Origin of the sequence: Clostridium chromiireducens (assembly GCF_003575225.1) — a bacterium.
Taxonomy (GTDB): Bacteria; Bacillota; Clostridia; order Clostridiales; family Clostridiaceae; genus Clostridium; species Clostridium chromiireducens.
Map to the genome: position 1 here is coordinate 446,653 of NZ_QXDJ01000003.1, position 24,240 is coordinate 470,892.

A 24,240-nucleotide genomic window follows, 5' to 3' on the forward strand; every position below is an offset into this window, starting at 1 on the left:
TAATAAAGATGCAAACTTTGAGTTAACAATAGAAAATAATTAATTATGCAAAAGTATGAAATAATGAATATATAAGATTTATAATATTTACTTCTAGCCTTTAGGCAGCAGCATAATATGATAATCGAAATATAGAATAGATGATATAGCAGTTCCCTTAGAAGAACTGCTATATTTAGTTTAATGTTTAAAAAAAATGATAATATTGTTGCATTATATTATAATGTAAGTATTAGTTTAAACTAAAAAAATACTGTATAAATCTAAAAAAGTTTACAAAACATGCTGTAGCAACAAGGATGTTAGTAGTTTTGGCTGATTTCTTAACTATTTCTTAACTATAATATTATTATAATGGAATTAAGTATTTTACTATGTGTATGGAGGAAACTATGAAAATATTAATTATAGAAGACGAATTATCCTTACAAACAGCTCTAAAAAAAGGATTTACAAAGCTATGTTATGCGGTTGATACTGCTTCCAATGGTAAAGAAGCATTGGAAATGTATTATAGTGCTACATATGATTTAATTATATTAGATTTAAATCTTCCTAGAATTGATGGTATCGATGTTCTAAAAGAAATACGTAAAGAAAACATTGAAATTAAAGTTATCATTCTATCTGCAAGAAGTGAAGTAGAAGATAAAATTATAGGATTAGATCTAGGAGCTAATGATTACATCTCGAAACCCTTCCATTTTAAAGAGTTGGAAGCTAGAGCTAGAGCATTACTTAGACGTAGTTTTATCGTGAAAGATACAAAAATTACTTGTAGTCAAATTTTAATTGATACATCGTTAAAAAAAGTCTTTTTTAATGAAAATGAAATTGAGTTAACTAAAAAAGAATATGCAATATTAGAATATCTTGTTATTAACCAAGGTTCTGTAGTAAGTGGCGAGGATTTAATAGAGCATATATGGGATAGAGAAGCGGATTTATTTTCTAATGCATTTAAGGTTCATATTAATTCTTTAAGAAAAAAACTTCCAGAAGGTATGATTAAGAATATAAGGGGACAGGGTTACTATGTGGAATAAAATATCCTTAAGATTAAGACTAACTTTTTTGACAGGAGCTATTTTAACGGGAATATGCATAATTTTAACAACCATCTCGGTTTTTAATGCTGAAAGGAATTTTGCTGTACCAATTGATTATATAAATAATCCAATTGGATATAAGGAAGCTGCAGATTCTGTATTTATATATTCAGCATCTGACCAAGAAAGAAAAGAACCAGAGGGAGCACTGATAATTGCTGGCAATTATGGAGAAACTGCAACTTTTGTACCAGGAAATTCAGAAAAAGTATATGATCAAGATGGAAAAGAATTAGAAAGAGCGTCAGCAATAAGTGCAGTGCGGGCAACTCAATTGTTTGAGACTTCTAAAACTGGATTTGCAAAAGAAAGTTTAGCTTACATGATTGCAATTATTTTGGGAGGAGCATTTTTTGTATGGTATGTAGCAGGAAGTGCATTAAAGCCAGTAACAGCACTTAGCGAAACCGTTGAAAGTATTGATGAAAATAACCTCAATATAACACTTCCCTTTCCAGAAAGTAAAGATGAGATTGCAAAGCTTACTACATCATTTAATCGTATGCTTCAAAAAATTAATAAATCATATGAAAGTCAAAAAAGATTTTCACAAAATGCAGCACATGAATTAAAAACACCATTATCTTCTATGCTAACCAATATAGAAGTGATGGAATTAGGCGAAAAAGCAGCTACAATTGAGGAGTATAAAGAAACATTTTCTGTCCTAAAGCAAAATGTTGAGAGGATGAGTACTTTGGTTGCTGATTTGTTAACATTAAATGCGTCTGCAAATGAGAACGATGTTTGTGAGATTTCGAGTGGTAAATTTTTTAAAGATATTTTAAATGATTATTCTGATAATATAAAGGAAAATCATTTAAATATCTCAGTAAATGGAGAGATAAACTTTAAAGGCAACAAATTTTTATTTGAACGAGCTTTTTCAAATATAATTCAAAATGCAGTTCGATACAATAAGAAAAATGGCCAAATTACAATTGAGTGCAATACTAATGAAATTATTATATCAGATACAGGCATTGGAATCCCTAAAGATGAAATTGACAATATTTTCGAACCATTTTATTGTGTAGATACTTCTCGTTCCAGAGTACTGGGAGGAAGTGGTTTGGGACTTGCTATTACGAAGCAGATTTTTGATAAATATAATATTCAAATTAATGTTGAAAGTGAACTAAGAAAAGGAACTAAATTTAAAATTACTGGATTCTAGATAATAACTGAGAACGTATAATATTTTTAGCAAGTTCAGTCATTCTTCCTTTACAAATATCCCCAGGGGTGCTTCTGAAGTCCGAAGGGCTGAAGTTGCTAAAAGAACAAGCGCTCACAGAGAAAGTTCGAGAATCCAAATGTAAAATTTGGACTCTCACTTTTTAAACAAGCACATTTGGAACAACTTTAAGGAAACTCGACTCGCTTCACTCCCTGAGTAAGTTCAATTCACCAAATCGTAGATTTGGAATTTCACTTAAGAATCACAACCATCAAAATTCCCAATGAAACATTTCACAAAAGTATATTACTGATTTCTAGTTGGGATATATTTTAAAGTTTAAGTATGGTTTATGATTGTGCTATCTATAAGCCTTCCCCGCCCCACAACCACCTGTAAACATACATTTAAGTCATATACGAGAACTACAAAAATTGTTTATAAATAGGTGAATCTAAAGATTCAAGCCTAGGAATGGATATCCCGAGTCTTCGTGCTTCAGCAAGAGTATCGCGTACAAATATTACATTGCTTTCAGCTTTTAGACTTTCACTCCCACTAGCACTTCTCATTATTTCTCTCGGTAAATTCCCTTTTGCTAATGCTAATTTCATTACAAAAGCTACAAGGCCTGCAGGTAAATTTACTGCAAAATTTGTTAATGCACTAACCTTAGATCCTTTAGCATCCATCAATGATATAAGTTCCCTTAATCTTAAGGTAAAATCCTTAAGAGCATTTGTAGAGTCAAACAGATTATTTAAAGAGCCTACTTTTGAAGCTGCAGACATCATACTTGCATTACTTATGAAGTGGAACCATAGCCAATTACGCATATCTTTCTTTTCAGATATACCAAAACCTGCTTTTTTAAATAAGCGATTTACTTTATCATACCTGTTTCTATTTGTACTATCATCAATAAATCCCATAAAGATGTTTTTCATAAATCCACCATCTAATGTGTTTTTATTTATAAAAGATCCGCCGGCTCCAGGGAATCCCCAAACAACTTGTTCCTTTGGAATTGATCCAATTGAATCTAATGGTTCATCAATAATATTATTAAATAGTAAAACGGTTGAATTATTAACACGTGGCTCTAAATAACTTATGACATTACTTAGCTGATTGTGATTTACGCTAATCATTATTAAATCAAAATCATGGTTAGATGACAGTTCTTCTATCATTTTAATTTTCCAAGCTTTATTTACGGAATCACCCTTTTTATTCTTTCTACCATCTAATATTTTTAAGTTGACTATATCTCCATAATGATCTCTTCTTCCTGGACGAACATAAAATGTTACATCATTGCCTGCTTGTTCTAAAGCCCATCCATATTGAGTTGAAATTACTCCTCTGCCTATTATTAATATTTTCATAATATACCTCCTATTATACATGTGTTGTTTAAAATGCAAGTGTATGTTAATATAATATTTAATTACACACATATCTACAACCAATAGATTTTTTTATGTGTTGTGTAAGCAACATTTTATAAAATCTGTTGTGTTAATAAAGGAGATTAATGATAAATTATGAATGAAAAAGATCCAAGAGCAGTAAGAACAAAAAATTTAATTAAAGAAGCTTTTGTCAAATTACTTGAGGAAAAAGACTTTAAAAATATAACTATTAAGGATATTACAACAAAAGCAACAATTAATAGAGCAACTTTTTATGCTCACTATTTAGATAAATATATTTTACTAGAAGAGCTTGTTATAGATTGTTTTGAAGAAATGTTACCAATAGAAATTTTAAACGCTACAGATTTAAATGAAGAAATTATAAAGGAACTTATTTTCTTCCTTTATGAATACTATATTTCTTTTTATCAAAAGCGTAAAATTGATTCAACATCCATAGCTTCTACTGTAGATAATTTATTAAAATATAAAATAGATAATCTTATTGAAAAAATATTAAATAGTATGGCAATTAGAAATGAGTTAGATTCTAAAGACACAAATATATTAGTCCAACTAATTTCATCATCAGTATATGGTTGTGCTCACTATTGCTATTTTAATAAAAATGATAAAGAATACAATATAAAAAAAACACTTAGCTTTATTATGAATGGGATAAACGCTGTTAAATAAACCCATTCTCTAAATTGATAAGCCGCAGTGCTCAAAGGTAGAACGTAGCATACTAAGCTGCTACTTTATTATTCAAGTTTTTTACATATTATCTCGTAATTTCCTTTAAATTTATCTCCTTCTATAAAAAGATTATATTTGTCGGTTTTCTCTATTTTTATATCCTTTTCTCCCTTTTTCCCTGTATCAAACTCATATATTAAGTTTCCTTGGGAATCAACAAATCTTAGCAATAATTTTCCATCCTTAATAGTTGATTTATAATTAAATCGTATAGTATCCCCTTGATTAAAAGTAATTGTATAAGGAATTTTTGAAGAATCTGTCCATTCTCCATTTGTACTCATACACCTAGTTATTGATGTTGTTTTATTATTTTCTTTTATAACTGTGTAACATGATAATAATGTAATTAATACAAAAAGTATAATGCATACAAAAGATTTTTGATAAGAATTTAATTTCATGATATCCTCCTTTATTAAAATATTGAGATAAAAATATAATCAGTTTTAAAGAATCATGTATTAGTTTCTTAATAAATCATAGATATTCTACAATCATATAAATACTATGCCATCTTTCCTTCTAAAGATCTTATTTTTACCGGCTATATTCCAATAATAAACATAATTTTTAAAGAATACCTTGCTATATTTCTAAGGATTTTCTAAAGATTATTTAACTTAACTTTATTCTTATACCTTGTCTATAAAAAGTGATCTGTCACATAAAAAATATCACTACAGCTTTAAAAATCTTTATCAATAAAAAAGAATTTTAACAATGCTCTGGTGCATTATTAAAATTCTTTTTAAATAATTATAATTTTTTAACCTTGAATTTATCCTTGTCATTTACTATTTTAATATTTAAATTATTTAATACTTTATCTAAACTTTTTATTTGATTAATATATTTTATATTATCTTTTTTAATTACCTTTTCTATCATTTTAATTATAGCTTCTTTTTCTTCAGCTTCTAATTTAATTCTTTTACATATATATTCTCTGTTAATGTGAATTAATGTAGTCCAAATTTGTTCTTCTACTATGTTATTAATATTCATCATAACCCAAGTAAAATCTTTTCTTCTATCTTTTACAGGGTATGCCTCCTTAAAGAATTTTATAAAGGCATCTTCTTCTTTAGGCTCCTTTTCAACTACATATTTACCAAACTGATTTTTTAATTCATTTTGAAGATACATAATAGTATTCGGTTTAACTTTATCTGACATCTTCTCAATATTATCATAGATAAAATTATAAGTATCTTGAATCTTTTCTGGGTCAGCTTCACCCTTTTTTAGTATCTTAGAAATATCAATATATTCTAAAATGTTCTTCTTACAATTTAATTCTTTGTTATATAACTTTTCCCATATTTCTTCTGAATTCAGATTTTCTAAGCTTAAGTTTTCTTCCATGCTTACACTCCTTGGTATCTTTTAAGATACTATGTATTAAAATAATTGTACTCGTAAAAATATTTGTATTAATTTATTATAAAGGTACGCGATAATTTTATCACACTAAAATAAAAGGAGCAATTATAATGAATAATTTCTTGAAATTTTATTTTTTCTTTAAGAATCACTTAACTTTTAAATTTAAACATTAGTGGTTCTTCGTTTTTAGCAAGTTCAGTCATTCTTTCTTTACAAAGATCCTCAGGGGTGCTTCTGAAGTCCGAAGGGCTGAAGTTGCTACAAATTAACAAGGAACCGTCAAAAAAATAACTAATAATTATACTTGTATATTTTGTATACTTTACTTGTTATTTTATTTCTGGTTCCTTAATTAAAGTAATCTAATAATTATTCCAATAAATAAATAACCTTCTCATCTTTACCGCAACACTTTTTATATTTTTTCCCGCTACCACATGGACAAGGATCATTTCTTTTTATATCCTTATTTGCCTTTAAGCTAACTACATTTGATTTAATATCATTAGTGGTTGAACCCTTATATCTCCATAATCTAATTTTCTTAACAAATTTATTCATCATACTAGATGCAACATATCTGGCTTCTTCATTTTCAATATTAATTAATTCTATCATTTTATCTACTGCATCTTTAGGTTCATTTTCTTGAACATCAAAAATCAAGTCTTCCATCATAGCTATTAACATGTCTCTATCTACTCTGAACATATTGGTAAACTCTTTATAAAAAGTTTTTCCAGCTTTACTATTATAAACCCAATTTTCTTCTAACATATTTAATAATTCTTCTTTCGAAATCATGGCATAACTCAAATCTTTTTCTGTATCTATATCCTTTAATAGTTCATCAAAATTATCTATTTCATTATTAACAATAAACATTCCTTCTTCTCTATATTCATTGTAGTAATATGTTGCCTCTCTAATTAACTCTTCTAATTTACAATTTTCTATATTTAAATATCTTTCTATTATCTCTTTAGCATCTTTTAGTTTTAAAATACCATATACTTTATTCATTGCCCTAAAGATATTTACAATTTCACTATTGAATTTAATTAAACGTCTATATTCAATATTATTTCTTTCTTTGATTAATCTTTGTACCATTTCAGGCATTAAAAATATCGATATCCCATCTTTTACAATTGGAAAGAGCATTCCTTGCTGTATAAAATATACGCTTTTATCTGCTTCATCTTCATCAATATCATCAAAAAGTTTTATACCTTTGCTATCCACATAACTTTTTAAAATCTTATATCTTTCTTCGTCAAAGAATAAAGCTCTTTTTTCAACCAAATTCTTATATTCTTTAAGTAATGTTTCAATTAATTTTTCTTTATTTAAACCTGATATCTTATTTACTCCAAGATTTCTTGCTATATTATATATTTCATCTTTAGATAAACAATTTATTAATTCATTTAAATCAAAAGAATAAACTCTTTTACTTAGCTTTTTCTCTATTTTATTAGCGAGTTTATCTAACCCATCTTCTATGCTCCTGCAATCCTCACATAGCCAACCATTATTTTCATCACTAAAATAACTTGCTTGTTCTCCACAGTTTTTGCATTTATTATTTTCTATTTCCTCTTCATTGCACTTTTTCATCTCAATGCATTTACCTGTATTCTCTTTTCCATTTTTTATTTGTTCATTATAATCATTTTTTTTCTTCAAACAATTCTATCTCCTCTGTATATAAAATCAAATTAATCCTTAAGTACAAATTTGATTTTATATATAAATTAAATTTAAGTCAATAACTCATTAGTACTTTCTATTTTATCTGTTAAAATACCAAAGGCTATTTCAAAATTGAAATTAAATTCCTATTTTGAAATAGCCAAGTCTTAGTTATTTATTAATTTTTTAAGAAATCAACTGTAAATTTCTATACTGGTAATGAGAGTTCTTCTTTTCTTACTTTCTCCAATATCTCTGAAAACAACTCAGGTTGTTGCGCACCAGATATTGCATATTTATTATTAAATACAAAGTAAGGAACACTGTTTATTTTAAGATTTGAGGCACTTTCTTCGTCCTTTCTCACTTCCGCTCCATACTTATCTGATTCCAATACTTGTAAAGCTTTATCAATATTAAGACCAACTTCACCAGCTAGGCCAGCCAATACTTTATAATCAGATATATTTAGTGAATCTATAAAGTATGCTTTTAAAATTCTTTCTGATAATTCATTCATCTTTCCTTCTGTTTTTGCATAGTGTGTTATCCTATGTGCATCAAAAGTATTAGTTGGGATTAAATTATCAAAATTATAGTCAAGACCAATAGCCTTAGCTTGTTCAACAATTTGATTATTTGATGCTTTAGCCTGCTCTACTGATATGCCATACTTTTTTGCTATTATTTCATGAATATTTCCATCAAATTTCTTTTTAGCTGCTAAATCAAGCTCAAAACTTCTAAAAACTAATTCAACTTCATTCCTATGTTCAAATTTATTTAAAGCAATTTCTAATCTCCTTTTGCCTATATAGCAAAATGGACACATAAAATCAGACCATACTTCTATTTTCATTTCTAACACTTCCTTCCTAGTATTTTTATTATAAAATTTTAATTAAAAATCAAACCTTCTCTTAATTCTCTCATGTTAATTCCTACATTAAATAAATTAATAGAATTATTGCTAATATGGCTAAACCACCTTGCTTTATAAAAATATTTTTGTTGGATGTAATTGCTCCATATATAGCAGCAATAATTACACATCCTAAAAAGAAAAATCTTAATTGAGTTGACATTGATTCTGGTATAAAAAAGCTCCAAAATAATCCTGCAGCTAAGAAGCCATTATATAATCCTTGATTTGCAAACATAACTCTTACTTCTTTTTTATCAAGAAGTTTACTATCTATATTAAAAGTTCTTTTAGCAACTGATGAATTAATAAAAAACATCTCAAGCAACATTATAAAAATATGTTCAATTGCTACTGCAATGACTAAAATATCTAGGACAATCTGCATAATATCCTCCTTTGCACATCCATAATCTTATTTCCTTGTAAGTATCCATTTCTTTCAATTTAATTGTAATAAATACAATTGTACTTGTCAATATATTTTTTGCTGTAATTAGTATATAACTTCAGTAGCAATTATTCTTTATCTGCAGTCCTTTTACCTTTTTCGATATCATGTATACTCTACCGAACATTTAAAAGAAAAACTTAATTTTTATAATGAATTCATTTCTTTAAAATAAAAAAACACAAAAATCAGTTTAGATTTTCGTGGGTTTCATGATGGAAGCTAACCGTATCGTATCAAATGTACAATATCTAATGAAGAATAAGAGAAAGAGCCTATAACAGCATTTTCACTTATGCGTGTTATCGGCTCTTCGTCTTTGTATCTTTATCTAAACATTAACTATTTCATTTCATCAATTGCAGTTTTACCAGCAATTCTTCCGAAGGTAAATATATCAGTTAATGCATTACCGCCAAGACGGTTACCTGCATGGATACCTCCAGCAACTTCTCCAGCAGCATAAAGATTTTTAATTGGTTTATCATTTTCATCTAATACGTGGGCTTTAGTGTCTATCTTAAGTCCACCCATTGTATGATGAATTGCTGGCTTTCTTGGAGTAGCATAAAACGGTGCTTTCTCTACTTTTAAACTAAATGTATCCTTATGGAATTCAGGATCAAAGCCGCCATCAACATATGAATTATATTTATTAATAGTGTCTACAAGAACTGAAGGATCCATACCAACTTTTACTGCTAGCTCTTCTAGGGTATCTGCTCTAAATAAAGTACCTGCTTCTACCTGACGGTCTAGCTTTTCTTGACTTGTATTAGCTGCAGTTTTCTTTATTTCATCATCAGCTATAAGGTAGAATAAACCACCTTGGTCAATAGCAGCTTTTGTTAAAACATCTCTTCCAGAGAATTCATTAATAAATCTTTTTCCTTCTTTATTTACCATTACAAAGTTTTCAGGAGGTACTTGAACTCCACTGAATAACTCACCAGTTTCAGGATCAGCTACAGGCATCATTTGAGTAAAGCCCATTCCTGTAAGTGCTGCACCTACAGTTTTACCAAGCAATATTCCATCACCAGTCATAGCGTATGAATTAGTAGTTTTTATATCATCAGCAATTTCACTCCAGTAAGTGTTGTATTCTTTTAGCATCTTTGTATTTGCACCAAAACCACCACTTGCAAGCACTACTGCTTTTGCATGAACAGTTATCTTTTGTCCATTAACACCAGTTGCTATAACTCCTTTTATTTCACCATCTTCTATGATAAATTCTTTTACAGGGCTATCAGTAATGATTTTTCCTGAGTTATCTTGTACATATTTTGTTAGTGCAAGTATAAATGATGAGCCATGGCTTTTGGTAGGCTTATGACCACGACGCCAAAGCGCACCAACAGGAGCAAATACTATGCTCTTATCATACTCAACCCCTATTTCTTCTAGCCATTTAACACTTTCTAAAGCTCTGTCTGTAAGTATCTTTACTAGGTCATATTGTCCATATATGGTGTTGCCATTAAGGTCAGTTCTTTTACCACCAAAATATGTTTGCATTCTGTGAAGTAGTGGAGAGTCAAATAGATGTCCCTTTTGTGCGCCAAACTTTTCCTTATAAGTAGAAAACTCTTTTCTAAGTGCACGGAAATCATCTATATATTCTGGATGAATTAAGCTCTCATCTGTATCTAGTAGTTCTTCAATTGTATGTCTTTCTCCTTTATTTTCTTCAAACTGCATCTGCCACTCTGGATCTGCAGCATTGACAGGACCACCTGAACGTATGGTATTTCCACCTACTGCTGGATATTTTTCAAGAACAATAGCACTTTTGCCATTTTGCAGCGCTGTTGCAGCTGCACTTAATCCAGCACCGCCTCCACCTACAACTACTACATCACAAGTATATTCTTCGTCTTCTTTTATAAGACTGCTAGCAGGCTTTGGACGTCTCTTAAGTATGTCAGGGTTAACTCCTGCAAGCTTAACTGCTTTGGCTACACCATCTAATACAGCATTACTAGTTTCCGAAGCACCAGAAAGAGCATCAACATTTAATGTCTGTCCTTCAATTATTTTATCTGGTATTCTTACAAAAACTACATCTGCAAGTCCTTCTGTCTCGCCCTCTGTATTTATATCTATACTTTCTATTCTGTTCTCACTAAAAGATACTTTTATTGGAAGACTTCCACTATGACCTATTGCATCTACCTCATATACTCCTGGGTTAAATGTAAACTCTTCTTCTTCGTTGAGTTGATTTGAAATCTTTGCAAAACGCATAAAACGTAGGAAGCATATTTCTAGGAAGTCTATGGTTCTTTCATTGTTTAGATTACCTTCCTCATCAAATGCTTTGTGTGCGCTTCCAAGTAAAAACTCATATCCTGGCATTACATTTGCATCAACACCTGGTGCATCTAAGATTTGACGAAGATGTAGCTGTGCACGAGAAGAACCTTGAACATCAAGAGAAGCTCCAAGGATCATTACTGGTTTGCCAGCAAGTGGATGAAGATCAAAGCTTAGCCATTCAATTAAGCTTTTAAGACTAGATGGAATTGAGTGATTATACTCAGGAGTAGCTATAATAACACCATCACTTGCTGTAATCTTATCATTAAACATCTGTATCACTTCACTTGAGGACTGATTATCAGATTGATTAAACATAGGAACATCTGTAATCTCAAGTATCTCTATTTCTGCCTTTGACTCAAAGTATTTTTTCATAAACTGAAGTAGTTTACGATTATATGATCTTTTTGCACTAGTTCCAACAATTGCTATAAATTTCATTGATATTAATCCTCCTACTCTTCCCAAGTGAATTTTTTAACTTTTTTATGTAAAACTTTTTCTGCTAAAAGTTTTGATGTAATATCTGTAAATAGAAGAAACTCTCTGAAAATTTCATCAAGTTCTGATAGCTTATCTGAATAGATAAGATTCCCTGCGCTATCAAATGCCCCCTGTGATTTTCCTAAAAGGAATTCACTGCTTGGCATGATTCTTGCAGCAAGCTCAGGTGAATCAAGTATTTGTCTAAGATGTGCCTGTGCACGAGAAGAACCAAGTGTACCAAGAGAAGCCCCAACTATTAAAACAGGCTTGTCAGTAAGTGCCTGACTAGTGTAACTAATCCATTCAAGAGCACTCTTTAAAACCGCAGGTATGGCATGATCATACTCTGGAGTTGCTATTATTACTCCATCTGATTTTAAAATTTTATCAGATAATTCTGCTACCTTTTCAGGAATATCAGAATCCTCTGGTTCATTAAAGGCAGGTAAATCCTTAATTTCATATAGTTCCATCTCTGCCTCATTCGAAAAATGCTTTTGCATAAATTGAAGCAGCATACGATTAGTTGACACGTCTGAGTTAGTGCCTACAATTGCTAAATACTTCATAGTAATCCCCTTTCTGTATTTCAAAGTTTCATAATTTAAGGCACATGAAAATAAATAATAAGTCCAAAGCTGCTATGGAATGTTCTTAAATGTGCTTCGCACTTTTTCTAAGGTGCATATTTTTCATCAGGCAATAAAGCAAAGTGCCATCATAGCGGGCTATTATGACATTTTGCTGACGCAGGATGATGGAAAATAGGCTAGCAGATGGACTTGTTATTTATTTGATTGTGCCTTAGTAATTCTTTGATATAATTTTAACATGTTAAATATATTATATCTAATAGTTATTTATTGAAGTTTGATAACATATTTGTTATAATCGAACACAAGATTAAATGAGTAAGGCACTATCTGATAAATAACAAGTCCACTTGCAAGGCTATTTGGGACTCGTTATTTATTTTCATGTGCCTAATTATTTCACAAAAGGATGAATTAAATGTCAAAATACTATTCTCAGGATATTTTGTATTATATTGATGCCATTTTAAAGCACAGTAATTATGGCAAGGCTGCCAAATCACTTTATATTTCTCAACCTCACTTGACACAGGTTATTAAAAGGATAGAAAGTCAGTTAAACTGCGAGCTTATAAGTCGTAACAAGCTTCCCTATCGATTAACCGAGCAGGGGAAGATATATTATCAGTATTTAACTTCAATAGAAAATAATTATGCGAGGCTCCTTAGGGAAATATCAGCTGTTTCAGATATAGATAGCAAAGTTATAAAGATAGGAGTGCTTCCTAGCCTTGGAACCTACCTTTTACCTCTTTTTTTACCAAAGTTTTTGGATATACATCCAAACTGTCGAATAGAGCTTTCAGAGGCTTTACCAGAAAAAAATGAGAAACTCATTCTGAATGGTGAATTGGATTTTTGGCTTGGACAAAATTCAAGAAATATTTCTCCGAACTTAAGCTCGATTACTTGGGGCAGACACGGATACCGTGCTATTATTCCTCGCTGCTGTGATTTATATCAGAAAAACATCGCCATTATTCCAGAAGGAACTATCGACATAAACAATATATTGCGTCAAAAGCTGATACTAACTTCCAAGGGGTCTGCTATAAGAAAGCAGATAGATCAGTTATTAAGCGTTTATAAGGTGGAACCAAAAGTCATAATGGAAAGCACCGAAATCAACACTGCACGTAACCTTGCAGCGAGTAATTTGGGACTGACCTTTATACCAGAAAGCGTCTATGTAAAGGAGTGCCCATCTGAATACAACATATATCAAATTCCAATTGATGAGCTGAATTTAGATTATTTTATAGCATATCATAGTGAAAGAAAACTAACTGATATTGATAAAGACCTTATAGATGCATTTCTAATTCATGGGCAAAATAATTACACTGTAGGAGATCAAGATGAATGAGTATACGAAGATAATATATCTTATGGGAACAAAAATCTCTCTATATATAAAGGGAGAGGCTACTGAAAAACTTGCAGAAAAGGCTTGTGATATGCTGATTCATTATGAAGAAGTATTTAGTGCCAACAGTGATAACTCACAGCTTGCAATGCTTAAAAAAATAGCTTCATTGGCTCCGCAAGAAGTGGATGCGGAGCTATACGAGCTGATAAAAATAGGAAAAAAACATAGTCTATGTGAGAATACATATTTAAATATTGCAATAGGACCATTAATAAAATTATGGAGAATAGGTTTTAAGGAGGCACATGTACCAGATAAAGAATCTATAGCAAAGGTACTGGAACTTTTAAAGCCTGAAAATATACAACTAGATGATGAAAAAAAGACCGTCTATTTCTTAAAAAAAGGCATTGAAATAGACCTTGGAGCCATAGCTAAGGGCTATTTTGCTGATAAAGTTATGGAATTTTTTAAGGAAAATGGAGCTGTTTCAGCTATGGTAGATATGGGCGGCAATGTTCTAGTTTTTGGAGAATCACCATCAAACAGCGGTGACTGGAATGTTGGAATACAAAATCCGTTTCTACCAAGAGGAAATGCAGTGGCACTTGTCAAAATAAAAGATCAATCCGTTGTAACCTCAGGAATATATGAGAGAGTGCTCGAAAAGGATGGACGTAAATACCACCATATATTTGATAGCAAAACAGGCTACCCAATAGAAAGTAATATAGCTTCTTTAACTATTATTGCTGATAAATCCATAGACTGCGATATATATACTACAAAATTGTTTGGATTAGATGCTGCTTCAATTATTCATAGAGTTAATAGAATTAAGGGTATGGGTGCTGTTGTAATAACTGTGGATGGAAAACTGGCCCATACAGATAATCTTCTAGGAAAAATATCTCCATTAACAATGTAATTTTCCCTACCCTTACTCTTCAAAAAACACAACCGCTTGTAAGTAGATATTTAAGGTACCTACAGGCGGTTGTGAATATTTATGGTTGAGGCGATGCGTGACCTTTGAAATCCACCACTTAGAAAATTCAATTATATTAATTATTTTACTGATAATAATTTTTAATATAATCCACCCATTCATTGTATATATCTTCATCAGATTTTCCAAATACCGTTTCATAGTCTTCTGTTTTAATTATTGCCATTAATTTTTCCCATCCATATTCTTCATCTATATACTCTATATAGGTATTTGCAAAGGTGTATCCTCCCATATTAGAAAATTTAACTGGGTTGCTAGTCTTAATTTCTGAAAAAGCTGGAATGTGCATATTGTAGGTATATTTTTTGTAAAAAGGTTCTGCATTGGATAAATATAAAGCCATTCCTTCAGTTAACCATAATCTGATATGTGGATTTATTATGCTTACGTAGGCATGAACCATTTCATGTAAAGCAGCTTGCTTATTATTATCATAGTCATGAACCTTTCCTGGATTTGCAGGAGATGTCAGTATAACATTAGTTCCTATATTGTCACCAATATACCAGTCTAGCCCTAACATTGGCCCTATTAGCCCATATTTTTTCATTTGCATTGTAGACTGATGGTCATAAATATAAATATTAATATTTTGCTTTTTACTAAACCCTAATTTTTTAGCTAATTCACCAGCTCTTGCATTAGCTAACTGAAAAACATCCTTAGCTGCTGCCTCTTCATCTTCATAATAAACATTCACCCATTCCCCTTCAATAATATGCATATTTGATGTTTTTAATCTAAGAGTTGGAATAAGATTAATAAAAATAAGTAATGCGGCTATCACAAAAATAATTCCAAATACTTTAACTGATTTATTTCTTTTCATTTCTTTTTCCTCATTTCTTCTTCATTTTCTATAGAATAACTAAAATATCATTCATAAAAAAGTAACCAGAGTCATTATTTTCATATGACTCTGGTCATGTTTAATTATTAAGAAAATATTTTTGCAAGCTTTAAGGCTAACATGGTCCTATCCTTTATTTCCGTTTTATCATAAATAGTACTTATATAATTTTTTACTGTACCTTCAGAAATATATAAGAATTCTGATATTTGAGAATTTGTATATCCATCAGAAAGCAACTGACAAATCTCTATTTCTCTTTCAGTTAAATTGTTTAATAAGTCAACGTTGTGGTATTTGTTTTTATCCATATTTTCATTTGAGCATTTTAACATTATATTTGCTAATGCAGTCATTACTTTACTATCAAGCATGCTTTGACCATTCATAACATTAAAAATTCCTTGGACAATGACTTTTGTTCCTGCATCTTTTAATAAGTATCCATCCGCCCCATGCATCACTGCCTTCGCAATGTTTTCTTCATCATAAAAAGTTGTCAAAACAAGTATTTTCATCTTAGGATATGTTGCTTTTACCTTTAATATCAATTCCTGTCCCGACATTCCCTCCATATTTAAGTCTACTAATGCTATATCTACTTGCTCTTTCTCTAAAATATCTAATGCTTCTTTTCCATCATGTGCTAATCCTGTTATTGTAAAAGATTCATTCATAGATAGGATTAACTCAAGGCTTTCTAAAAGAAGTTTTTCATCATCTACTATCAGTATTCTAATTTTATTCATTCTTATCACCTGCTCTTGTTGGAATTATTAGCATTACCAGAAGTCCTTCTTGATTTTCTATTTTTAAAATCCCACCTATAGAAATTAAGTAGTTTCTAATTTTTTTAATTCCAAATCCAGAGTCCAATAATTCCTCATAATTTCTCATACTTTCTATACCTGTTCCATTGTCCTGAACTATTATATTTATATTATTTCTATCTATATTTATAATAACAATAATAGCCGTTGCATTTCCATGTTTTACACTATTTGTAACTAGTTCCTGCAATGCTCCTATTAAGAAGTCAATTCTTTCGATACAAATACTCTGCGTTTTTAATTGCTGTTCACTATAATCGATTTTGGCTCTTATTTTAATATTAAAATCCTCTTTTAATTTATCAATATTTATATTTATCAATTTCATCACATCTTCTATGGTTTGTCCATTTTCTTTTGTGTTTACCCCACGTACTGCTTTTCTAATTGCTTCAAGACTCTCACGCATTCTTATATTAGCAAATTTTATTTTTTCCATTGCTTTTTTAGAATTCTTATTGTAGACTGCTTCTGCCGCATCCAAACTCATAATCGCTGCCATTATTGTATGACCAACGCTATTATGTATATCTCTGCTTACCTGCTCCCGCTCCTCATATTTTATCTTCTGCAGAGCAATAGATTTTTCCAGTTCAAAAACCTCTTTATCTTTTATGAACTTATGGTAATTAAGCATGAGTCCAGAAGTACGATTACATAATATATAAAACAAACTTCCACAGCATAAATATTGAAGTATTCTTGGCACAGCTCCATATAGCATTATATTTTTTAATCCAGTAAAGGGTTCAACCCATGGTTCCATCAAAAAATAAAAGCTAAGTAAATGGGCTATCACTATATTAAATACTGATTCAATAATCACTACTATAAGCTGTTTTTTTCTAAAATACATAGATGCCAATATTGTTGGAATAACAAACATTAAAACTGTTTGAAATGTTAATAATGTATAACATATTCCTGTAGAAATCACAGCACAAGTAAGAATCAAATACTTTATCCATACTTTCTTAAGTTCAAATATATCTACTAAAATTGTTGGCAGCAAAAGAGGAATTGTAAGTAATACATTCATTTTTACCATAACATTCTGCACTGCATCAAATACATGAATTAAATTTAAAAATCCTGCTGCAAAGCAAAAATACAAAACAATACGCATCGCCTTTGATACTGTTTTATTTGTCTCTATTTCATTTTTCCATAATAATTCATCCATCTGATTCATCTTATCCCTCTTGTCTATAATATTAATTGCATAAAAATATTCTTAACTTAAAATCTTCATTTAAATATCTTAAAGTTCTTCAAAATTATTTATATAATTTTATTCAATACTTTGATATTCTTATGCTCTTTCAGTCGATATTAACAACCTAATTTATAAAATCAACTCCATCACTTGCTAAAGATGGATTATAATTAGTATAGCATAAATAAAATACTCCAAAAAATCCAAATTATAGATTTTTAGATTTTTATGGGTTTGATTGTGCGCTACCATGTGGCAATAAAAAACCACGAACACCTGTAAGCAGCTATTTAAGCCACATACAAATTGTCGTGGATTTTATGTCTAATCTCTATAATTTTAATACAATTTAGCGACTTAATTAATATATTATTAATTCTATTATCACTTAATTGTATGAGTATTGTTAAAAGGTATATCCCTTATATTGATATGTTGCCTTATACTGGGTGAGAGTATTAGCAAACATTTTTATTTTCCTTATCACTGCTACTATATACTTTCATTTTCTCTAAATCAATAATTGCACCAACTTGTTTTAAAAAATCTATTCCAATTATTCCATCAATCTCAAATCCATAATCCATAATCCCAATTTCTACTTTTACATCTCTATTATATAAATTACCAAGCTTAATTTCATCGATAATTTTTTTATATACAAACTCACTTCCCCCTACACCATGTATAGTTTCAATTGAATCATTCATATCTATAGTTATATTAATTTCTTCTACCCTATCCATTTTTAATAATGTGCCTCCAGAACCTGTATCTATAAGAACATTATTTAATGTAAGTCTTCTATTATTATGAATTACTTCTATCTTGCAAAATGGTAATCCATATTTAAACTCAAAATCAACCATTTATTCTTACTCCTATCCAAGCCCTTTCCTCTATCTCCAAAGTTTCATGAGTTGTATTATAAACATAATACTCTTTTTGTTTGTTTTCCTTATGATAAATTGCATAATCCTTTAATGCATCATTTCCTTTATCATAACTTTTAATAACTGCCAAATCAGTTACAATTCTTTTTCCTGCTTCTGAATAAGCATAAATAGCTTCAAATAGTATCCACTTATTTTTATAAACTTCTCTTGCATCACTATACTTCATATTAATGACCCCTCTCGCTAATCTTATCTTAATTATATCCTATAATTATATTTTGAACACATCTCATTAATTAATTCCGTTAAAAAGTGCACATCACACCTCAAAATGCACACCCATAATTCCAAAAACATTAGGGGTGTGCATTTCTAACATAAAATTCTATAAATCTAATCTAAAACTCAAAATTTTCTACCACAGTTTTTCCTATAAAACACTGAAGGCCACTTAAATCAGTGGCTTTGTATTGTATCACAATCTCCGTGATTATATGGTGGAGGCGAAGCGTGACCTTTGAAATCCACCAAATCTTCTTTATACAGAATTTTTATCGCAAATTACTTTTACTACATATTTAAGCCCATTTTTAAAATAATTTTTTAATGATCATTTGTAATCTACTCATCATCTCTCAAATATTTTTTGACTTAACATTCTAATTGAACCTATTTGTTTCTCAAACATTAAATCCCAGATATCAAGACATTTTTTAGATATCTCAATTAATTGAGGTTCTAAAGATGTTGAGCTCTCATCGTATAATCCTATAATTAACTTTGAAATTTCATCCTCTATTCCCCAATATCCTATTAATTTTTCACTATCATTGCTAAGTAAATGACAACTCATTGATAAGATTATATTTTTATAATCTACTATAGATTTTGAATTTTTTTCAAGATAATGTACAAAAGCATATATAGTTCTATTACTTAGATTTGATTGCATAATCTCTATTAAAAATTCATTATCTCTTTCTAAATTAATCTTGTTCTGATTGAATAAATTTGATATTGGAAAATCTAAATCAAATTCACTTGTTTTAAATTTTAGTATTATCTTTTTACAAATATTAAAGAGGCAACAGTAAAAATGCAAAAAAATATAATAAAATCACTAATACTAATTCCTATTATATTTGCTTTAAGTTTTTCATTTATTGAAGTCAATTCATAAATGTAGATAACTCGAAAGATGAAAATTCTGCTTACAATAACTTAATTTCAACAGGCGTTACTATATATGAAACTAGCGAAAAAGATGGAGTTTCAACATATGCAACAGGAGAAAATTGGAATTTAGAAAACTAATATTTTCATAACGGGGGCTGTTGCAATAGCCCCTTTTCTTTTATGATAAATTAGTATCTATTGCGTTACATAAATAAGTGGTTAAACGCTTTGTAGAAATAATCATGAAAGTAGAAACATTCTCCGCTGTAACCTTGCCATTTTGATACAAAACTGTAAAGAGCGCAGTTTCCTCTGTAGTAACAAGACCAATTCCCTTATGCCCTAAAAACATGATATCATCCACATTTCTTGTGTTATAAACAATAGCATTGTTAGCAACCCATATTTCATTTACATGCATTGGTGCATTTTGTGGGTTTTGAGACGGTAAGGATAAGAAATTAAATCTAGCAGCAATAAAGTCCTTTAATGACATTACTACTTTTGATACTATCTTAGTATCTATTACATTTAAATTCATATCATAGGTCCTTGCAAGTAAATGTTCTGACTTTAGGACTACAGTTCCTGATATATAATTGAAATATAGAAAGAATTCATCAGTTGTTCTATAAGTTTGAAGTAAATCTCCACTTACAGAAGCTAATGAAATTGTTGCATGAACTCCGTTAGAGTTCCCAAGATCAGCTTCTCTTTGTTGCTTCTCAATCTTTTTAATCTCTGAATAATCTACAGGTACATCTTCTGGTAGAACAATCACTACTTTCCCTTTTGGCAGATTTATTTCCACCGTTTTTATTTTTTCTTTTAAATCATACATCACACTATACCTCCTAAATCTTCGGTATAGTTCAATACATGATTAATTCTATTAAGATGTTACATAATTTAACATCTCAAAAGGTACCTTGTCAGGACATTATACTATACCAGAAACAGAGTACCTTCTCTTTCGGTTGGTTATATGCATAAGTCTAAGTTATAGTTGGGTTATCTATAATCAAACATTCCTTTACCACCTAGAATAGATTAATTATTTGCCTCTATTATTTCCTTCAATTTAACATTTTTATTAATAAATCTAGCTTTACTTTTTTCCTGTTTAAGTCGTATAGCATTCTGTGGACAATGATTAATACAGGCTAAACACTGCTCACAATTTCCTTTATAAACAGGTTTAGTATCTACATTTATATTATTTACTGGGCAAACTTTCTCACAAACTTTACAGCTATTACAGGTATCTTCTACATAGAAATTCTTATCATATTCAGCGTTAGCCTTATTCTTAGAATGAACCTTTTTTAATATTGCTTCAATAGATCTTATAACTGCAGCGTGTCTCTTGATATATACTTTTTTAACCTGGATATCATTAATTATTTGCGCAAGACTTTCTTCTATTTTTTTCTTTGGCTCTTTTTTCATCTCTTTAGCCATATCAAACACTGGGAGGTAATTGTCAACCATAAGTATTTCATTAATGTATGAAAACTGGATTTGATTTCTTTTTCCGATTTCTAAAAGCTCAGGTATGACTGCTCCTGAAAGAGATCCAAAAGACACTACGGCAAAAATATATTTACTTTTTAGTTTAACTTTATTTAAAAATTCCTCAACAATTTTAGGAACCCCTCCATAATAACTTGGGAATACAATACCAATCTTATCATCTTCAAACTCAAACTGTCCTAATTTCATTAACTTAGGAATAGAATAACTTTCCCCTCCAATTCTCTTTGCCACATATAAATTGTTGCCAGTTGCTGTAAAATAAAATATTTTCATAACGCTCTCCTTTCAGATGTTTCACTTGTAACCTCTTATGGGTTATAGTATAATTTGATCACTTAAATAATTCAAGTGAATATAGGCTAGCTGTTACAAAAGGAGGAAAATTGTTTATGACTAATAAATATAATACTGAACAGAATAAGATTACAAAAGAGAGTATTTTTGGTGCTCTTATGACTTTAATGGAGAAAAAGGACTTTAAGAATATTTCTATTACCGAAGTATCACAAAAAGCTGGTGTATCACGAATGGCTTTTTATCGTAATTACGGCATAATGGAGGATATCATTATTGATCATCTGGATGACATTTTTAAAGAATATTCAACCCTTTTAAATAATAAAGAAATAAGTAATTATGAAATGACGCGATTATATTTTTATTATTTTAGACAACAACAAAAATTTATTGAGAACCTACTTCGATCTAAATTAACCCATTTAATACTTGAACGATCTGTTGAATTTCTTAATATCTTATCTACTGCTATAACATGCACCATGGACTGCTCTCCTGAATTTGAAAAATATAATATTGACTTCATTGCTGGAGGCTTTTTTAATGTATTGATATCATGGTGCAAAAATGGCATGATAGAAAGTGACGAGAAGATGGCAGAAATGGTTCATGAGCGACTTTCAAATCATATTGCTAGAATCTCTTTTATATAATTCATTAGTGCCAATGAATTATATCCTTTATCATGGGATTGGGTGAAATACCGATTTAATATTTTTTCTCCTGCTTTTCCTTTTAACTTCATTTCATTTTCATGTTTTTCATAATAATATGTTCCAACTATATCTTTTTCTAATGGATAAATACTCATTCTAATTGGAATGTTATTATTTATTGTGCCATTATAATCATAATATCCTTTTTCAAATTGGCTTTTCGTAGTATCTATACTTTCAAGTAAGTTAGAATTTATATTACTATTTGTATCTTTAATTTCAGGGGATGTATCTTCTGATTGTGGCTGTGATTGTTGATTACTACTTAATGAGGCATTTTCATTAACGGTATAGTTAACATTAGGTTTACCAGAATTATCAACGCTATTCTTTGCACTTGAACAACCAACTAATATTATTGTTGCTATAATTACTATTTATAATACTCAGCCTTAGATTGTTACTTATACTGTCATTTCAAAAACACGGGTTAATTTTTTCGAGAAGAAATTAACCCTGCTTTTTAATTAAAATTATTCCTAAATTAGAAGATTAAGTTTTTGAACACACTAAAGTTCTTTCTACATTTTATTATCTGGTCTATCTACTTGAATCATTGTTAATTGTCCACCTGGATATTTTCCATTATTAGTAACTTTATAGTCATCATGATTATGCATTGGATAGAATTGTGGAAAGAACTTATCATTTGGATTTTTAGGATTCTGAGCACAAATTTCTATATAATTTATTAGTCTTATTGAATTTGGGTCCTTACAGTTTATTGGTTCTTCTGGAATATCAAAAATAGCATTATTATCAATTCCAGAAATCACATTAAGCTGCTCGCAAAGGGAAGGGAATCCATCTTGACCATTCACAATATAATTTCTGTATACTTTTCTCTTATCATCCGCGCTAATAATTAAATCATAGGTTTCTCCCGATCCAATAGTATTAGTAAATCCCATTTCTGTTAATTGGTGATTAATGTGTTTATGAGCCTCAGCAAAGGCTAAAAATGGACTTAAATGGCTATCTTTCCCTACAACCATAAAGTGCCAGCCATGAATGTGCCATGGAACCACTTGGTATCCCATATTAATCATTCGTAGTAAGAATTTTTCATTAGTTTTTACATGGACATAAGATTCATAGTTAATTTGCGTAAGATTTGAATTACTTCCAGCATCCGGAGTTAAAGGATGTTGGGTAAGTGTATCAGGAAAAGCTCTTCCATTAACTAGCCAAAAGTCTGGTTTAAAATCTACTGGATTAAAAGGAGCAGGAGGATTTGGCTGACCTTGATCATAAACATTTTGATGCCATCTTGAATCTATATCAGATAGAAGCATCACATATTCCTTATCAAAATAACTATGAATATTGTTATAAGCAAAATTTCTATTTGTAGCTGTTTTAGGAATATGGTATAATTCCTCTCCATATAGTTTCCAGCAGCCACATTTACCACATTTCGTAATTCCGTTTTTAGCCAAACTTCCCATAGAAGGATATATTACTAATGCCCCATACATTCCCATTTGAACATGTTCAGAAGCTTCTACATGACAGTGGTACATTAAGGTTCCGGGATCTTCTGGGTGAAAGTAATAAGTTGCATTAGGTGGTGCTTCGGCTGTATTTTCCCACATAGGAACACCAAAAGAACTTTCAGGAAAACCATCTAATTGCGTAGCAACGTGGGCACCATGCATATGAACTGTGTGAAGGTCCATAAAATCTGGAAGTTCTTTCATCCCAATATTAATAAGAGTAATATATATATTATCACCCACTTCTCCCCAAATCATAGGACCTGGAATAGTAGCTGTACCTTTCTTATCTAAGATCTTATTCCAGTTATTCGAATCGTTATAATCTAGATACTCATTTTCTTTTATTTTCTTTCCATCTACTTCTAAAAGTCCACCTGTAAATCCAAAGATATAAACTTTTTCTCTATTGGTAGTACATAGCTGATCATCTAAAGGTAAATTTATAAATCCATCTGTAGCTAATAAAACATAATGTCTAATACTCATTTCATCATCTCCTAGTACTTAACTTTGGTA

At 30.1% G+C, this 24,240-nt stretch carries 24 protein-coding genes; 6 read left to right on the top strand and 18 right to left on the bottom strand.

Going from position 1 to position 24,240, the window contains the following annotated elements:
* Positions 1-392: 392 nt before the first annotated feature.
* The gene (locus tag D2A34_RS13445) at positions 393-1,046 is read left to right on the top strand and encodes a response regulator transcription factor (RefSeq protein WP_119366952.1); all 654 of its coding nucleotides are present in this window, start codon (positions 393-395) and stop codon (positions 1,044-1,046) included.
* Positions 1,036-2,286 carry a sensor histidine kinase gene (locus D2A34_RS13450; protein WP_119366953.1) on the top strand — a complete coding sequence of 417 codons (1,251 nt, stop codon included), beginning with the start codon at positions 1,036-1,038 and terminating at the stop codon, positions 2,284-2,286. The genes D2A34_RS13445 and D2A34_RS13450 overlap by 11 nt, the downstream gene beginning before the upstream one ends.
* 428 nt (positions 2,287-2,714) lie before the next feature.
* Here the strand turns inward: D2A34_RS13450 and D2A34_RS13455 are convergent, their stop codons facing one another.
* Positions 2,715-3,677 carry a ketopantoate reductase family protein gene (locus D2A34_RS13455; protein WP_119366954.1) on the bottom strand — a complete coding sequence of 321 codons (963 nt, stop codon included), beginning with the start codon at positions 3,675-3,677 and terminating at the stop codon, positions 2,715-2,717.
* A gap of 159 nt (positions 3,678-3,836) precedes the next feature.
* Here D2A34_RS13455 and D2A34_RS13460 point away from each other — a divergent pair, with 159 nt between their 5' ends.
* Complete coding sequence (locus D2A34_RS13460) at positions 3,837-4,403, top strand: TetR/AcrR family transcriptional regulator (protein ID WP_119366955.1); 567 nt, start codon at positions 3,837-3,839, stop codon at positions 4,401-4,403.
* A 68-nt stretch (positions 4,404-4,471) separates the two neighbouring features.
* On the opposite strand, the gene D2A34_RS13465 is transcribed toward D2A34_RS13460, so the two are convergent.
* The 7 genes from D2A34_RS13465 to D2A34_RS13495 form a co-directional block, all read right to left on the bottom strand.
* Positions 4,472-4,870, bottom strand: a complete 399-nt coding sequence (locus D2A34_RS13465; RefSeq protein ID WP_119366956.1) for a hypothetical protein — start codon at positions 4,868-4,870, stop codon at positions 4,472-4,474.
* A 355-nt stretch (positions 4,871-5,225) separates the two neighbouring features.
* Positions 5,226-5,834 (bottom strand): hypothetical protein, encoded by a 609-nt coding sequence (locus D2A34_RS13470; RefSeq protein WP_119366957.1) that lies wholly within the window; start codon positions 5,832-5,834, stop codon positions 5,226-5,228.
* A 390-nt stretch (positions 5,835-6,224) separates the two neighbouring features.
* Positions 6,225-7,544, bottom strand: a complete 1,320-nt coding sequence (locus D2A34_RS13475) for an SEC-C metal-binding domain-containing protein (RefSeq protein WP_119366958.1) — start codon at positions 7,542-7,544, stop codon at positions 6,225-6,227.
* A gap of 214 nt (positions 7,545-7,758) precedes the next feature.
* The gene (locus tag D2A34_RS13480; RefSeq protein ID WP_182629378.1) at positions 7,759-8,409 is read right to left on the bottom strand and encodes a DsbA family oxidoreductase; all 651 of its coding nucleotides are present in this window, start codon (positions 8,407-8,409) and stop codon (positions 7,759-7,761) included.
* Between the two features lie 82 nt (positions 8,410-8,491).
* A complete protein-coding gene (locus D2A34_RS13485) occupies positions 8,492-8,860 on the bottom strand; it encodes a DUF1304 domain-containing protein (RefSeq protein WP_119366960.1) in 369 nt (122 codons plus the stop codon).
* Positions 8,861-9,265: 405 nt separating this feature from the next.
* Complete coding sequence (locus D2A34_RS13490) at positions 9,266-11,689, bottom strand: flavocytochrome c (RefSeq protein ID WP_119366961.1); 2,424 nt, start codon at positions 11,687-11,689, stop codon at positions 9,266-9,268.
* Positions 11,690-11,703: 14 nt separating this feature from the next.
* Positions 11,704-12,303: an NADPH-dependent FMN reductase gene (locus D2A34_RS13495; protein WP_119366962.1), complete on the bottom strand. Its 600-nt coding sequence runs from the start codon at positions 12,301-12,303 to the stop codon at positions 11,704-11,706.
* 442 nt (positions 12,304-12,745) lie between these two features.
* On the opposite strand from D2A34_RS13495, the gene D2A34_RS13500 reads away from it, so the two are divergent.
* Positions 12,746-13,693, top strand: coding sequence for a LysR family transcriptional regulator (locus D2A34_RS13500; RefSeq protein ID WP_119366963.1), 948 nt, complete (start codon positions 12,746-12,748; stop codon positions 13,691-13,693).
* Entirely contained in the window at positions 13,686-14,624 is a 939-nt protein-coding gene (locus D2A34_RS13505; RefSeq protein WP_119366964.1) for an FAD:protein FMN transferase, read from the top strand. Before D2A34_RS13500 ends, D2A34_RS13505 begins: the two co-directional genes overlap by 8 nt.
* A 145-nt stretch (positions 14,625-14,769) precedes the next feature.
* Here the strand turns inward: D2A34_RS13505 and D2A34_RS13510 are convergent, their stop codons facing one another.
* From D2A34_RS13510 to D2A34_RS13550, 8 genes are all read right to left on the bottom strand, one after another.
* The gene (locus D2A34_RS13510; protein WP_119366965.1) at positions 14,770-15,537 is read right to left on the bottom strand and encodes a hypothetical protein; all 768 of its coding nucleotides are present in this window, start codon (positions 15,535-15,537) and stop codon (positions 14,770-14,772) included.
* Between the two features lie 107 nt (positions 15,538-15,644).
* Complete coding sequence (locus D2A34_RS13515) at positions 15,645-16,307, bottom strand: response regulator transcription factor (protein ID WP_119366966.1); 663 nt, start codon at positions 16,305-16,307, stop codon at positions 15,645-15,647.
* On the bottom strand, positions 16,300-17,580 hold the full coding sequence (locus D2A34_RS13520) for a sensor histidine kinase (protein WP_119366967.1): 1,281 nt from the start codon (positions 17,578-17,580) through the stop codon (positions 16,300-16,302). The genes D2A34_RS13515 and D2A34_RS13520 overlap by 8 nt, the downstream gene beginning before the upstream one ends.
* A 482-nt stretch (positions 17,581-18,062) precedes the next feature.
* Positions 18,063-18,473 carry a retropepsin-like aspartic protease gene (locus D2A34_RS13525; RefSeq protein ID WP_182629379.1) on the bottom strand — a complete coding sequence of 137 codons (411 nt, stop codon included), beginning with the start codon at positions 18,471-18,473 and terminating at the stop codon, positions 18,063-18,065.
* Entirely contained in the window at positions 18,466-18,726 is a 261-nt protein-coding gene (locus tag D2A34_RS13530; protein WP_119366968.1) for a hypothetical protein, read from the bottom strand. The genes D2A34_RS13525 and D2A34_RS13530 overlap by 8 nt, the downstream gene beginning before the upstream one ends.
* 402 nt (positions 18,727-19,128) lie before the next feature.
* Complete coding sequence (locus tag D2A34_RS13535; RefSeq protein ID WP_147357741.1) at positions 19,129-19,452, bottom strand: hypothetical protein; 324 nt, start codon at positions 19,450-19,452, stop codon at positions 19,129-19,131.
* Positions 19,453-19,854: 402 nt separating this feature from the next.
* A complete protein-coding gene (locus D2A34_RS13545) occupies positions 19,855-20,520 on the bottom strand; it encodes a hypothetical protein (protein WP_147357742.1) in 666 nt (221 codons plus the stop codon).
* A gap of 206 nt (positions 20,521-20,726) precedes the next feature.
* Complete coding sequence (locus D2A34_RS13550) at positions 20,727-21,485, bottom strand: EFR1 family ferrodoxin (RefSeq protein WP_119366971.1); 759 nt, start codon at positions 21,483-21,485, stop codon at positions 20,727-20,729.
* A 116-nt stretch (positions 21,486-21,601) separates the two neighbouring features.
* Between D2A34_RS13550 and D2A34_RS13555 the strand changes: the two genes are divergently transcribed.
* On the top strand, positions 21,602-22,162 hold the full coding sequence (locus D2A34_RS13555; protein ID WP_119366972.1) for a TetR/AcrR family transcriptional regulator: 561 nt from the start codon (positions 21,602-21,604) through the stop codon (positions 22,160-22,162).
* Here the strand turns inward: D2A34_RS13555 and D2A34_RS13560 are convergent.
* Together D2A34_RS13560 and D2A34_RS13565 are read right to left on the bottom strand one after the other, a co-directional pair.
* Positions 22,135-22,320 (bottom strand): hypothetical protein, encoded by a 186-nt coding sequence (locus tag D2A34_RS13560; RefSeq protein WP_119366973.1) that lies wholly within the window; start codon positions 22,318-22,320, stop codon positions 22,135-22,137. The genes D2A34_RS13555 and D2A34_RS13560 overlap by 28 nt on opposite strands.
* A 426-nt stretch (positions 22,321-22,746) precedes the next feature.
* A complete protein-coding gene (locus D2A34_RS13565; protein WP_119366974.1) occupies positions 22,747-24,210 on the bottom strand; it encodes a multicopper oxidase domain-containing protein in 1,464 nt (487 codons plus the stop codon).
* Positions 24,211-24,240: the final 30 nt, after the last annotated feature.

Excerpts from the sequence above, each read along its gene's own strand:
- D2A34_RS13480 (WP_182629378.1), bottom strand. The coding sequence starts at position 8,409 with ATGAAAATAGAAGTATGGTCTGATTTTATGTGTCCATTTTGCTATATA.
- D2A34_RS13490 (WP_119366961.1), bottom strand. The coding sequence starts at position 11,689 with ATGAAATTTATAGCAATTGTTGGAACTAGTGCAAAAAGATCATATAAT.
- D2A34_RS13535 (WP_147357741.1), bottom strand. The coding sequence starts at position 19,452 with ATGCAATCAAATCTAAGTAATAGAACTATATATGCTTTTGTACATTAT.
- D2A34_RS13495 (WP_119366962.1), bottom strand. The coding sequence starts at position 12,303 with ATGAAGTATTTAGCAATTGTAGGCACTAACTCAGACGTGTCAACTAAT.
- D2A34_RS13500 (WP_119366963.1), top strand. The coding sequence starts at position 12,746 with ATGTCAAAATACTATTCTCAGGATATTTTGTATTATATTGATGCCATT.
- D2A34_RS13555 (WP_119366972.1), top strand. The coding sequence starts at position 21,602 with ATGACTAATAAATATAATACTGAACAGAATAAGATTACAAAAGAGAGT.
- D2A34_RS13445 (WP_119366952.1), top strand. The coding sequence starts at position 393 with ATGAAAATATTAATTATAGAAGACGAATTATCCTTACAAACAGCTCTA.
- D2A34_RS13560 (WP_119366973.1), bottom strand. The coding sequence starts at position 22,320 with ATGAGTATTTATCCATTAGAAAAAGATATAGTTGGAACATATTATTAT.
- D2A34_RS13530 (WP_119366968.1), bottom strand. The coding sequence starts at position 18,726 with ATGAAGTATAGTGATGCAAGAGAAGTTTATAAAAATAAGTGGATACTA.
- D2A34_RS13470 (WP_119366957.1), bottom strand. The coding sequence starts at position 5,834 with ATGGAAGAAAACTTAAGCTTAGAAAATCTGAATTCAGAAGAAATATGG.
- D2A34_RS13460 (WP_119366955.1), top strand. The coding sequence starts at position 3,837 with ATGAATGAAAAAGATCCAAGAGCAGTAAGAACAAAAAATTTAATTAAA.
- D2A34_RS13550 (WP_119366971.1), bottom strand. The coding sequence starts at position 21,485 with ATGAAAATATTTTATTTTACAGCAACTGGCAACAATTTATATGTGGCA.
- D2A34_RS13510 (WP_119366965.1), bottom strand. The coding sequence starts at position 15,537 with ATGAAAAGAAATAAATCAGTTAAAGTATTTGGAATTATTTTTGTGATA.
- D2A34_RS13525 (WP_182629379.1), bottom strand. The coding sequence starts at position 18,473 with ATGGTTGATTTTGAGTTTAAATATGGATTACCATTTTGCAAGATAGAA.
- D2A34_RS13450 (WP_119366953.1), top strand. The coding sequence starts at position 1,036 with ATGTGGAATAAAATATCCTTAAGATTAAGACTAACTTTTTTGACAGGA.
- D2A34_RS13515 (WP_119366966.1), bottom strand. The coding sequence starts at position 16,307 with ATGAATAAAATTAGAATACTGATAGTAGATGATGAAAAACTTCTTTTA.
- D2A34_RS13505 (WP_119366964.1), top strand. The coding sequence starts at position 13,686 with ATGAATGAGTATACGAAGATAATATATCTTATGGGAACAAAAATCTCT.
- D2A34_RS13465 (WP_119366956.1), bottom strand. The coding sequence starts at position 4,870 with ATGAAATTAAATTCTTATCAAAAATCTTTTGTATGCATTATACTTTTT.
- D2A34_RS13455 (WP_119366954.1), bottom strand. The coding sequence starts at position 3,677 with ATGAAAATATTAATAATAGGCAGAGGAGTAATTTCAACTCAATATGGA.
- D2A34_RS13565 (WP_119366974.1), bottom strand. The coding sequence starts at position 24,210 with ATGAGTATTAGACATTATGTTTTATTAGCTACAGATGGATTTATAAAT.
- D2A34_RS13485 (WP_119366960.1), bottom strand. The coding sequence starts at position 8,860 with ATGCAGATTGTCCTAGATATTTTAGTCATTGCAGTAGCAATTGAACAT.
- D2A34_RS13520 (WP_119366967.1), bottom strand. The coding sequence starts at position 17,580 with ATGAATCAGATGGATGAATTATTATGGAAAAATGAAATAGAGACAAAT.